Below are 11,602 nucleotides of genomic sequence, written 5' to 3' on the forward strand. Positions count from 1 at the left end.
CGACACGCCGGCCGCAAGCGCCCTCTCGACAAACGATGCGTCGTCCATTCGGGGCGGCAGCCAAAGGACGAAATGAAATCCCGCCTGCTCGCCGGATACCGTGCAATGCCCGTTGCCGTGTTTCGCCAATTGCTCGAGCACGATGTCCCGTCGCTGGCGGTACGCCTGACGGCTGGCGCGCAGGTGCTTCGCAAAATCGCCGCGTCCGATAAAGCGGGCCACCGCGAGCTGAGACGCCATGCCGACGGAGCCTCCGGTTACGCGCCACACGGCCGCCAGTGCCGGCCGAAGTTCCGCCGGCACGACCATGAAGCCGATGCGTAAGCCGGAGAAAAGCGTTTTGTTGAACGAACCGCAGTAGATTACGCGGTCGTATGCATCGAGCGACTTCAACGCGGGCAGCGGCGCGGCCTGATAACTGAACTCGCCGTCGTAGTCGTCTTCGATGATCCACGCCCGATTGCGCTGCGCCCAGTCGAGCAGTTCGAGCCGTCGGGAAACCGACATCGTGACTCCGAGCGGCGATTGATGCGCGGGCGTCACGTATGCCGCGCACGCATCGGAATGCTGGTTCAGCGTGGAGGTCTCGATTCCTTCCCGGTCGACGGGGACGTCGACCACAGTCGCGCCTGCCATCGTGAAAATGTGCCATGCGGATGCGTACCCTGGATCTTCCATCAGTACCGTGCTGCGAGGGCAAAGCACAGTTCGCGCGACGAGATCGATTGAATGTCGGATACCGGTCGTGATGAAGATGTCGTCGGCTCCGCAAGGGATGCCACGGTATTCCCTCAAGTACCCGGCAATTTCGTCGCGCAAACTTTCGACGCCTTGTGACGGCGTCGAACAGAGGTCGCTCGCGGTGGCGGAAAGCAGGCTCATCCCGATGTACTTCTTCCATTGCTGCATTGACAACAAGTCGGGATCGGCGAGCCGAGCAATGAACGGGACGCCCAGGCGCACAGCTTGTTCCGGTGCGGCCTCGTCCGTCTTTCCTGATTGCTCCGGGGTCTGGCCGGGACGGCGGGGAGCGTTCTCCCGCGACTGCGCGGACGCACGCAGATAGCTGTCTGGAACCACCGCGGACACCCGCGATCCGGATCCTTGTGTTCGCGCGATGTAACCCTCGGAGCACAACCGATCGTAGGCCGCTTCGACAGTTCCCCGCGCCACGCCCCATCGAGCGGCGAGGGTCCGGCTGGACGGCAACGGACTATCGCCGGGGAGCAGACGTTTCAGGATCGCGTCGCGAATCGCGTCGGCAATGCATTCCTGCTTCGACTGCGGGCTTCCCGACGACAGTCCCGGAGGGCGCGGCAGATCAAGTGGAATCGCGGTTTTGCCTCGCGTCATAGTGGTCTAGTAGATGTTCGATTTAATGGACCTTCAGCTTATATCACTTTACCCATAAATTCTCGCCAACGACATTCATTGCGTCCGAGGGAAAGTTGTCCATAAGAAAGAACACTGAGAGATTCACGCTCGCCGTGATCGGCGGCGGGGCGGCAAGCGTCGCGTTTCTTCATCACCTGAGCAATCTGATCACGCCGTCGGCTGCGGCGCGACTTCAGGTAAAGGTATTTGAACCACGGTCGCTGATCGGTCCTGGGCTCGCTTACCAGCCTGACGTCGATACGGCCTTGCTAAATCGCGCGATTGAGACGATGTCGGTATCGGCTGCCGATTTTTCGACGTTCACGTCATGGGTGCGATGGAAGTCCCACCATGAACCCGAATTGCACGATCTTGTCCGACGTGACCTGTCGTCAACCTATGTTTCCCGATCGCTGTTCGGCCGCTACCTGCAAGACTTTTTCAACGAGACGTTGTCTACCGCGCGCCGAAAGGGATTGTCGGTTGACGTCGTGCATCGGGAGATTCGCGCCATCTCGCGGAACTCCCGTTATCGCTTGGCTGCCGACGACGAGACCTACGACGCCGACAGCGTCCTCATCGCGGTCGGCAATACGGGGCCACGCGATTACTACGGTCTTTCCGGGCACGAGCGTTACATTCATCGTCCGTATCCCCTCGCGTCAGCGCTTACGAAGCTGGCGGATGCGAGCCGGATCGCGATCATCGGTGCGAGTCTCACGGCGGTCGACATTGCGGTCAGCTTGTACAGAATGAACAGTCAGGCCGAGATTCACATGGTGTCGAATACCGGCATGCTTCCGCTCGTAAAAGGCAAGCAGACGTTGCCGCAGCCGCCGCGTCACCTGACGGCAGAGCGGCTGCGTGCGCTGACGTCGGATGGTCATCGCAAGATCAGTCTGCGCCAGCTCGGGCGTCTGATTCGCGCGGAATTCAGGGCTGCGGGTGCGGACTGGCGAGAGTTGTTTGTTGACCATGACGATGCAATTGCGCTGTTGCGCGACGAGATTGCGGAGGCGGACCGCGAACGTGCGTGGCAGACGATTCTGGTTGCCACCAACGATCTGGTTGAATTCGCGTGGAATGCGCTGGACACGGAAAGCCAGGCCTGCGCGCTGAAGCGTTTTGCCCGCCATTGGCTTGCGTGCCGGGCGCCGATGCCCGTGGAGAATGCGCGTGTGATTGCGAAGATGCTCGCCGACGGCCGTCTGAAACTCGTGAAGACGCCGATCGCATTCGACCGAACGCATCCGCACCGGATTTCTTCGACGGTCGCTGGTCACTACGACTACGTCGTCAACGCGACGGGCGCTGCCAAGGACGTCCAGGAGCCGGGCGATTCGTCCCTGATCTGGCAGATGCTGCAGGACGGGCTGGCCTGCCGCGACTGGCGGGGTGGTATCCGTGTCGACTTCGAAACGGGCGCGCTGCTCGACAGCGATGGCGAGCCGGACTATCAGCTCCGCGCGCTCGGCCACATCACGTCCGGGACATATTTTTTCGTCAGCTCGCTCGAGATGGTTGCCAAGCGCGCTCGCCGAATCGCAGCCGACATCGCTTCCTCGTTCGCGGAAGAAGACATCACGCTGCGACCGATCACGCAGCAGTTCGAATTTGCCGGAGACGCATTCCCCGTATGAAGACTCGATCGTTGCCCCAGTGGGGCTGGTTGTTCCTGCTGATGCTCGTCGTCTGCCTGCCGCGTGTCACGATCGATGCTTACCTGCCGTCGCTGCCCGCGATGGCGGACGCGCTGCATGGCACCGACGCCCAGCTTCAGCTCACGCTGACCCTGTACATGGTCGGCTATGCGCTTTCGATGCTGGTGTCGGGGCCGTTGTCCGATCGGTACGGCCGACGCCCGGTCCTCATCGGCGGCCTGTGCATCTATGTGGTCGCGAGTGTCGCCTGTGCGTTGGCGACGAGCATTCCGGCAATCGTCTGCGCGCGCATCTTTCAGGCACTGGGCGGTTGCAGCGGAACGGTGATCGGGCGAGTCATCGTGCGCGAGCGCTTTCCGACCGCGATGCAGGCCACGATGCTCAGCCGCATCTCGGCTGGCATGGCGCTGTCGCCGGTGATCGCGCCGCTGGCCGGGAGTGCCGTCGCCGAATGGCTCGGGTGGCGCGGTGTGTTCGCCTGGCTCGCGGCCGGGGGGATCGTCGCGATGGCGATGGTGCTGCGTCATTTACCCGAGACGCGCGAAAGCGCGACGCGGCCGGAACCGGGCGCAGGGCTGCTGCGGACGTACGGAAGACTGCTCAGCGAGCGCCGCTTTTTGCGTTATTCGCTGGCGATCAGTTTCGTCTACTGCACCTATTTTCCGTTCATCGCAGAATCGTCGACGCTGTTCCAGCGGAAAATGGGTGTGTCCGGCCCGGGCTATGCGGCAATCTTCGGTTTGACCGTGCTCGGATATTTGATCGGATCGAGTGTATTCAGGCGCTCCAGCGGCCGATGGAAAGCCGATTCCGTCATCGCGTCGGCGGCATGCATCAACCTGGCCGGGGCCGTCGCGCTATGGGTGGGCGGCGCGGTCGCACCCGCATCCGCCGCGGCGATCGTTGTACCGATGTTCTTCGTGATGATTGCCGTCGGGATCGCAATTCCGGCCTGCCAGTTCGCGGTGATGCAGCCTTACACGAAGATCGCCGGCACGGCTTCCGGACTCTTCTTCTTCATCCAGATGGCGATCGCGGCCGCGTGCGGCGGCGTACTTGCTTGGTTGTCGGACGGCACCGTCCGCCCGATGATCGCAGTGACCGTTTGCTCGAGCGTCGCTTTTCTAAGCGTGATTGTTGGCCTGCGCGAGCGCAGCGCCGCCACGGGCCGCGTCGAGGCTGGCCGAATCTCGACGGGGAAGCGGCGCGCAGCGGAACGATGAGCGCTTGCCGTTGCGTGTCGGAAAGCCGGGCCGGTCGGTGTGGTCGCCACGTCAAAGTCGGGAGCTGCTTCGCGCGGGCAGGTGTTTTCGCGAAGCGTCACGGGGGAAAGGATCATGTAATGCACCTGCCTGGCGCTTACTGACCGGAATTCCCATGCGTGTGCTGGTTGTCGAGGACAACCCGATCCTGGCGCAATCGCTGTCCGATGCGCTGACCGCCGCGCGCTTCGCGGTTGGCCACATGGCGGACGGGAGGCGGCGGATCAGCGCCCCAGCACATCGGCCGAAGATAGTTTGCCGTTGAACGTCCGCTTCTTTGATCTCGACAGTCCGCTTCGGGGCGGCAACGGTCCCCGACTGAATCGCCAGTTCGCTGTTCGTGAACGCCGATCTTGGTGAGCGCGTTGCCGCCATCCGCTCAATACCAGCGTCGTCGAAGGCATCAACAACACCATCAAGGTCATCAAGCGGCGGCCTTATGTATTGACCCACTGATGCTGATCGGGATGGCATCTGTCATGCCCCGGTGAAAACCCGATCGACCGCCGACCAGCTCTCCAAGGACAGGAACTCCTTGGGCGACAGCACGCCTCCCTCGCGAGGCGCCCCGAAAGATGTATGCTGTCCAACGTGCGATTCCGCAAGCACGCATCGCTGTTGACCGAGGATATGTTTGGACAAACCTTTTGAGGAGTGGCTATGAGCAATGCAACGTGGATTGTGGTGGCAGGGGAAGGTCGCGCACGTGTCTTCGCATCAGGCACGGGTTCCTCTGCGTTGCAGTTAGTCGACGATATTTCCAACGCATATGAAAGCGCGACCCGGCTCACGGACAAGCAGGCGGAGTCGTTTTCCGAGAGCGAACGCAAAGAGAAAGAGCGAGACAAATTCGCGGCTCAAGTCGCGAAGTACTTGGAAGATGCGCGATTGCATCAACAGGTCGGCAATATGAAGATTATTGCGGAACCCAAGTTTCTTGGAATGTTGCTGAGTTATCTGGACGAGCAGACTAAAAAACTCGTGTCCGACCATGTGAGCAAAGACTATTCAGGTTTGAGCACGAAGGAGGTCGAGGAAATTCTTCTGCGGGGGTAATCTGAACTGCACCCCAAAAGTCGATTTCGGTCTGACCTTTGGGGTTTTTATATTCGTCCGCGTCACCCGGCGCTACCCATGCGAACCCAGCCGAAACACGTTGCGCAATTCGTCGTGATTGTGGACGTTGAGCTTGCGGTAGATCTTCCTCACATGATCGACGACCGTGCTGTCGCGCAGCGCGAAGCAACGTGCGATCTCGCTGTGCGAATGTCCGAGGACGAGCGGCGAACACAGTTGCCGCTGCCGTTCGGTCAGGCCGAACTGAAAGCCGAGGCGTTCGATTTCCAGTTCGAGCGGCGGGAAATGCTCGATATGAATCACGATCGCGAATTCACGCTGCAATGCATGCGCGCCCGCAAAGCGGTAAGCCTTGAAACTGAAGCGGCCCGCGTGGTTGCGGCGCTCGAGTGAGGCGGGTGGCGCCGCGAAGCCGCGCCATAGGCGATTGATGCTCGTCAGCAGTGGCGCGAGCCACGCGGGCAGCCGGTCATGACGGTAGAACGCGAGCGGCGCATTCGATGCGAGCGCGAGCATCCTGATGCTGTCCGGATTCTGCAGCAGGATCCGGCCGGTATCGTCGGCGACGACCATGGCCGACAGGCCGCCTTCCGCCTCGTGCAACGGTGGCTGTACGGGGCGTGACAGCAGATGTGCGAGATGCCGCGCGAAGGGCTCGATGTCCCGATGGTTCTTTTCGGAAAACGGACGGCTGCCGGGTGGCCGGGACAGCTGGAGGCTCCCCCGGCCGCGCGTGCCGTTGGCCGCCGTCAGCTCCAGGCAATGCCGCATGTGGACCGGTCGCCACAACGCCGCGTACATCGGGCTCGCCAGCAGCGCGGCGTCATAGTGCGCGCTGTTGTCGAAGCCATGGCCGCGACGCATCGCGTCCGCGAACGTCACGCCAAGCACTTCCTGTCTGGCGGTGTTGTGGACTTCCGAGAAATAAACGGGCAGCACGTGATAGACCGTGTCGTTTTCGCTGTATATATCCGTCAGCGTGCCGTATGCGTCGGCGTAGAAGAACATGCCCCAGTCGGCGCTGACGATCTCTCTCGCATCCTGAATCACATGAGGCATGACGAGATGCGGATCGACGCCAAGCGAGCACAGCCGTCGAATGTGGCCCGCCAGCGCGACGTGCTTGTCCTGCATGGTATCCCTCTCGACCGTGCGGTGGGTTCGATCCCGATGCGGGTCGTCGGTACCCTTCGCACGATATGTCCAGCGTAGGCGGTCAAATTGACAAACGCGGCAATTGCCCCCTTTCAAGGGGGCGTCAAACGGGTAGGGCGTTCCTATTATTGCGGCATTCCTGGTGTAGGCGCGACGCGATTCCGCACGGGCATGCAGGGCTTCTGTCCGAGATTGTTTGGCGGCCCGGCCGTGGTCCGGCCGCGGCGGATGTCTGACCTGCGGCCGAGCCGGTTGCCTGCGCGCATGTGGCGGGAATGACCGATCCGCGTGGCGGCGCGGTGCGCGCGCAAGACGACAATACGCGTGCGAGTTGGCCACCACGCATGTCGCGCATGTCGATGCGCTGTCCCGGGGGAGTGACAGGAGGAATGCCAGGGTTGTCCGACGCCGCAGCGAACATGTCATGCCGTCGACGGGCTTCGTGCGCAAGCGGCCGGCTTGCGCGGCGATCCGTGCCGCGGCATGGGCGACGGCGTCGACAGGCGCGGACGGCGGGTTTGAGCGCTGCTCGCGTCGAACGTATCGCATGGTTTCTTCATATGAGGTGCCGCAATGAAGACTTTGTCCAGGACGGCGTTTGCCGTTGCCTGTCTGCTGGGCGCCGCTGGGGCCGCCCAGGCGCAGGGGAGTTCGCCCTCCGATGCAGCCATTACCAACACGGCGGTGGGCGGCATGCCGAGCGCCGGCATGCAGGCGGGCGGTCCGGCGTCACCGACACGCGCCCAGGTCAGACAGGAACTGAGCCGCGCGCAGAAGTCGGGCGAGCTTGGCCGGATCAACCAACTCTACAACGGCAGCGAATGAACATCGGGATTGCGATTCGGCGAGGCCGCCGCACAATGGCGGCCGCGTCGAACGCAGGCGTTCAGCCAATGCAGCGGCTGCGACCCGGATATCGCAACGACGACAGACGGACGGCGCGGCCGTCATCGAGGCGCATGCCATGCAGGTTGCTTGATGTGGAACGAATACGCGGGGGCACCCGCGTTGCGGCTTCATAAAAAAGGGTGCGAGCAAGAGGGCGGCGATCGCGGCGTCGGTGATCGCCGGGGCAATGTCGAGCATTCACTCAAAGGGACTGGCGCTTGAGCGTCACCCTGTTAGAATTCGGCTGCCGCATTGTTTCGATTGACTGATGAGATTGCTTGACGCCCTTGTCGAACAGCGTATCGCCGCCGCCGCTGCGCGGGGCCAGTTCGACGATTTGCCGGGTACCGACACGCAGCAGGTGCTGGCCGACGGCCTGCTCGTTCCCGAAGAGGTGTGGGTTGCCAACCGCATCCTGAAGAATGCAGGCTTCGTGCCCCCCGCTGTCGAGCAACTGCGCGCGCTGTGCGACTTGCAGAAGGAATTGCGTGCGGTCAGCGATCGCGTCACACGCTGCCAGCTCGAGGCGAAGATGCTCGCGCTCGACATGGCGCTCGAATCGCTGCGGGGCAGCCCGATGGTGATGCCCCGCGAATACTGCCGGCGGATCGCCGAACGCGTGTCCGAACGCGTGCTCAACGACGAGCTTGCGCAAGCGGGGGCGATGTGACGCCCGACGTGCCGCCGCCCGATCCTGCGAACGAATCCGCCGCGCCCGCTGCCGCACCGGTATCGGAGCGCGACGCGCATTTCATGCGCCTTGCGCAGGCCGCGGCCGAAGAGGCGCGTGCAGCCGGCGAAGTACCGGTCGGCGCGGTGCTGGTGCGCGGCGACGAGGTGATCGCGCGCGGTTTCAATCATCCGATCGGCGGGCATGACCCGTCCGCACATGCCGAAATGGCTGCGCTGCGTGAGGCGGCCCAGCACCTGCAGAACTACCGGATGCCTGGCTGCGAACTGTATGTCACGCTCGAGCCGTGCCTGATGTGCGCGGGGGCGATCATGCATGCGCGGATCGCGCGCGTCGTCTACGGTGCAGCCGACCCGAAGACGGGGGCATGCGGCAGCGTGATCGACGCTTTCGCGAATCCGCAGTTCAATCATCACACCGACGTGGTCGGCGGCGTGCTCGCCGGCGAATGCGGCGCGGCGCTGAAGTCGTTTTTTGCCGAACGCCGCCGCGCGCTGCGCGAAGCCCGGCTCGGCCGCACGCAGGCATCCGGCACGTCGTGAACCCGGCGCGGTTCCGGCCCTCTAAGCAGGTTTGATCTCCCGACCCGTTCCGCCCATGTCCTTCCATCCCGTCGAGCCGTTCACCATCCGCCTGCTGGCGCCATCCGGCTATCCGCACGATCCCGATGCGATCAATCGCGCGCTCGAGCGTCTGAGCGATGCGCGGCATCGCATCGAGAACGTCGAAGCGACGCTTCGTCGCTACCAGCGGTTCGGCGGCACGGACGGTGAGCGGGCGGGCGACCTGAACCGGCTGGCCGACCCCGAGCGGGCGCTGCCCGACATCGGGATCGCGGTGCGCGGCGGCTACGGCGCGGCACGCATTCTGCACGGGCTCGATTATCGCGGGCTGGAGCACCGGCTGCGCGACCGGCCGATCGTGCTCGTCGGGCACAGCGACTTCACCGCGATTCAGCTCGCGCTCTATGCGAAGGCGCGGGTCAAGACGTTCGGCGGTCCGATGCTGTCCGCCGATTTCGGCGCCCAGACGCCGAGCGAATTCACGATGGGCCATTTCTGGCGAACGATCACGCAGCCCGAGACGACGATCGTCGCGGAGGCTCCGCAGGCGCAGAGCGTCAACGTGGCCGGCACGCTTTGGGGCGGCAACCTCGCGATCCTGACCTCGCTCGTCGGTACGCCGTACATGCCCGACATCGACGGCGGCATCCTGTTCATCGAGGACGTCAACGAGCAGCCGTTCCGGATCGAAAGGATGATCTATCAGTTGCATCTGTCTGGCCTGCTCGCGCGTCAGCAGGCGCTCGTGATCGGCCAGTTCACTGGCGCGCGGCCATTCGAATACGACAACGGCTACGACATGCAGGCAATGATCGAGCAGGTGCGCGAGGTGATCGGCATCCCGGTCGTCATGGGCTTGCAGTTCGGCCACGTGCCCGACATGGTGACGCTGCCGTTCGGTGCGCAGGCGCGGCTCGTCGCGAACGCGCACGGGTTCCGGCTGACCATGTCCGACTATCCGCATCTCGGCTGATACGCGCACACGCGATGGTCGAAAAGGCGGGCGTCCCGCCTTTTTCTTCTGGTGATGGCGCAACTAACGGCCGAATTCAGGAGACGATCCCGATCGTCTCGTTCGCCGTGCCGTCCTGACCCGCTCCCCGCGAGCAGGTCAGTGCGTCTCCTGGCGGGATGGGGGCGCGTCGGAGCCTGGCATCGACTTGCCGCAACCCCGCACATACATTCCGTCTGACCCGCACTATCTGCGCCGCTATATGGGCGCGTATCGGCGTTTTCGCTACACTGGGCCGTCATCGCATCGGCCCGAACGGCGCGGTTCCGGGCGCCGCGCGGCCGATGCAAACCCATTCCTTCAGCGAGTCTTCGTCGTACGTCGAACCATGCCACTCGATACTTCCTATCCACGCGATCTGATCGGCTACGGCCGTGATCCGGTGCAGGCGAACTGGCCCGGGCGGGCGCGCGTCGCGGTGCAATTCGTGCTGAATTACGAGGAGGGCGGCGAGAACTGCGTGCTGCACGGCGATCCGGGTTCCGAGCAGTTCCTGTCGGAAATCGTCGGGGCGGCGGCCTATCCGGACCGGCACATGAGCATGGAGTCGATCTACGAATACGGCTCGCGTGCCGGCGTCTGGCGGATCCTGCGCGAATTCGAGAAGCGGGGCTTGCCGCTGACGGTATTCGGCGTCGGCATGGCGATCGAGCGGCATCCGGATGTAGCGCGTGCGTTCGTCGAACTGGGGCATGAGATCGCCTGTCACGGCTGGCGCTGGATCCATTATCAGGGCATGGCACCGGAACTCGAAGCCGAGCACATGCGGCTCGGCATGGAGGCGATCGAGCGCGTGACGGGCGTACGGCCGCTCGGCTGGTATACCGGGCGCGACAGCCCGAACACGCGCCGGCTCGTCGCCGAGTACGGCGGTTTTCTGTACGACGCCGACTACTACGGCGACGACCTGCCGTTCTGGATGGACGTGCCGGTGTCGGGCGGCGGCACCGTGCCGCACCTGATCGTGCCGTATACGCTCGATACCAACGACATGCGCTTCGCGACGCCGCAGGGCTTCAACACGGCGGATCACTTCTTTCACTATCTGCGCGACGCGTTCGACGTGCTGTACGAAGAAGGCGACGAGACGCCGAAGATGCTGTCGATCGGCATGCACTGCCGGCTGCTCGGCCGGCCGGGGCGCTTCCGTGCGCTGCAGCGCTTTCTCGATCACATCGAACAGCACGATCGCGTCTGGGTGGCGCGGCGCGTCGACATCGCGCGTCACTGGCGTGACCATCATCCGTACCAGCCACATCATCCAAACGAAGAGCAAGCATGAAGGCGATGCGTTACACCCTCAATCAACTGAACTCGATGACGCCGGACGGATTTATCGCGGCGTTGTCGGGCATCTTCGAACATTCGCCGTGGGTGGCGGAGGCGGCGGCCGGACAGCGGCCGTTCGCGAGTCTCGACGCGCTGCACCGGACGATGTCGGCGGCCGTCGAGTCGGCCGGCGAAGCGCGCCAGCTTGCGCTGATCAATGCACACCCGGAGCTTGCCGGGCGGGCGGCGGTGCGCGGCGAACTGACCGAGGAATCGACGCGCGAGCAGAGCGGCGCGGGCCTCGATCAGTGCACGCAGGCCGAATTCGACACGCTCCAGGCACTGAATCGCGCCTATCGCGAGAAATTCGGCTTTCCGTTCATTCTCGCGGTGCGTGGCTACGACCGCCGCGGCATCATCGCGAACTTCGAGTCGCGCGTGCATCATTCGCGCGCCGAAGAAATGCGCGCAAGCCTCGACCAGATCTACCGGATCGCGCGCTTCAGGCTCGACGACCTGATCGACGCGTGACCGGGCAATGTCGCTGCCGGCGCACGGCAGCGACTTCACTACGGAGACAAGGACGACACGATGGCCATTCCGCTTCTCGACCCCCAGGCACCCGATTTCACGCGGCGCTACGTGAATCT

The 11,602-nt window shown here is 63.6% G+C and carries 11 protein-coding genes and 1 pseudogene; 10 read left to right on the top strand and 2 right to left on the bottom strand.

The genetic code is table 11. From position 1 onward, the window contains the following. Positions 1 to 1,353: PLP-dependent aminotransferase family protein (locus KH616_RS13890; RefSeq protein ID WP_292245365.1), on the bottom strand; the 1,353-nt coding region annotated here is incomplete at its 3' end. 134 nt (positions 1,354 to 1,487) lie between these two features. On the opposite strand from KH616_RS13890, the gene KH616_RS13895 reads away from it, so the two are divergent. From KH616_RS13895 to KH616_RS13910, 4 genes and pseudogenes are all read left to right on the top strand, one after another. Then, the gene (locus KH616_RS13895) at positions 1,488 to 3,014 is read left to right on the top strand and encodes an FAD/NAD(P)-binding protein (RefSeq protein WP_292245382.1); all 1,527 of its coding nucleotides are present in this window, start codon (positions 1,488 to 1,490) and stop codon (positions 3,012 to 3,014) included. After that, positions 3,011 to 4,258, top strand: a complete 1,248-nt coding sequence (locus KH616_RS13900; RefSeq protein ID WP_292245367.1) for a multidrug effflux MFS transporter — start codon at positions 3,011 to 3,013, stop codon at positions 4,256 to 4,258. Before KH616_RS13895 ends, KH616_RS13900 begins: the two co-directional genes overlap by 4 nt. Positions 4,259 to 4,412: 154 nt before the next feature. Continuing rightward, positions 4,413 to 4,511, top strand: a pseudogene (locus tag KH616_RS13905) (DNA-binding response regulator); the annotation flags it as partial. Between the two features lie 446 nt (positions 4,512 to 4,957). After that, positions 4,958 to 5,353 carry a host attachment protein gene (locus KH616_RS13910; protein ID WP_292245369.1) on the top strand — a complete coding sequence of 132 codons (396 nt, stop codon included), beginning with the start codon at positions 4,958 to 4,960 and terminating at the stop codon, positions 5,351 to 5,353. 72 nt (positions 5,354 to 5,425) lie between these two features. Here KH616_RS13910 and KH616_RS13915 read toward each other — a convergent pair whose 3' ends face one another. Further along, complete coding sequence (locus KH616_RS13915; RefSeq protein ID WP_292245371.1) at positions 5,426 to 6,508, bottom strand: helix-turn-helix transcriptional regulator; 1,083 nt, start codon at positions 6,506 to 6,508, stop codon at positions 5,426 to 5,428. 594 nt (positions 6,509 to 7,102) lie between these two features. Here KH616_RS13915 and KH616_RS13920 point away from each other — a divergent pair. The 6 genes from KH616_RS13920 to uraD all read left to right on the top strand — a co-directional run bounded on the left by KH616_RS13920 (position 7,103) and on the right by uraD (position 11,483). Further along, positions 7,103 to 7,354, top strand: coding sequence for a DUF4148 domain-containing protein (locus KH616_RS13920; RefSeq protein WP_292245372.1), 252 nt, complete (start codon positions 7,103 to 7,105; stop codon positions 7,352 to 7,354). Between the two features lie 331 nt (positions 7,355 to 7,685). Then, on the top strand, positions 7,686 to 8,087 hold the full coding sequence (locus KH616_RS13925) for a DUF1992 domain-containing protein (protein WP_292245374.1): 402 nt from the start codon (positions 7,686 to 7,688) through the stop codon (positions 8,085 to 8,087). 8 nt (positions 8,088 to 8,095) lie between these two features. Next, complete coding sequence (gene tadA, locus KH616_RS13930; protein ID WP_292245384.1) at positions 8,096 to 8,650, top strand: tRNA adenosine(34) deaminase TadA; 555 nt, start codon at positions 8,096 to 8,098, stop codon at positions 8,648 to 8,650. A gap of 55 nt (positions 8,651 to 8,705) precedes the next feature. Continuing rightward, on the top strand, positions 8,706 to 9,644 hold the full coding sequence (ldcA, locus tag KH616_RS13935; protein WP_292245376.1) for a muramoyltetrapeptide carboxypeptidase: 939 nt from the start codon (positions 8,706 to 8,708) through the stop codon (positions 9,642 to 9,644). A 367-nt stretch (positions 9,645 to 10,011) separates the two neighbouring features. Then, positions 10,012 to 10,965: an allantoinase PuuE gene (gene puuE, locus KH616_RS13940; RefSeq protein ID WP_292245378.1), complete on the top strand. Its 954-nt coding sequence runs from the start codon at positions 10,012 to 10,014 to the stop codon at positions 10,963 to 10,965. After that, on the top strand, positions 10,962 to 11,483 hold the full coding sequence (uraD, locus tag KH616_RS13945) for a 2-oxo-4-hydroxy-4-carboxy-5-ureidoimidazoline decarboxylase (RefSeq protein ID WP_292245380.1): 522 nt from the start codon (positions 10,962 to 10,964) through the stop codon (positions 11,481 to 11,483). The genes puuE and uraD overlap by 4 nt, the downstream gene beginning before the upstream one ends. Positions 11,484 to 11,602: the final 119 nt, after the last annotated feature.

The organism is Burkholderia sp., from assembly GCF_018375725.1.
Taxonomy (GTDB): Bacteria; Pseudomonadota; Gammaproteobacteria; order Burkholderiales; family Burkholderiaceae; genus Burkholderia.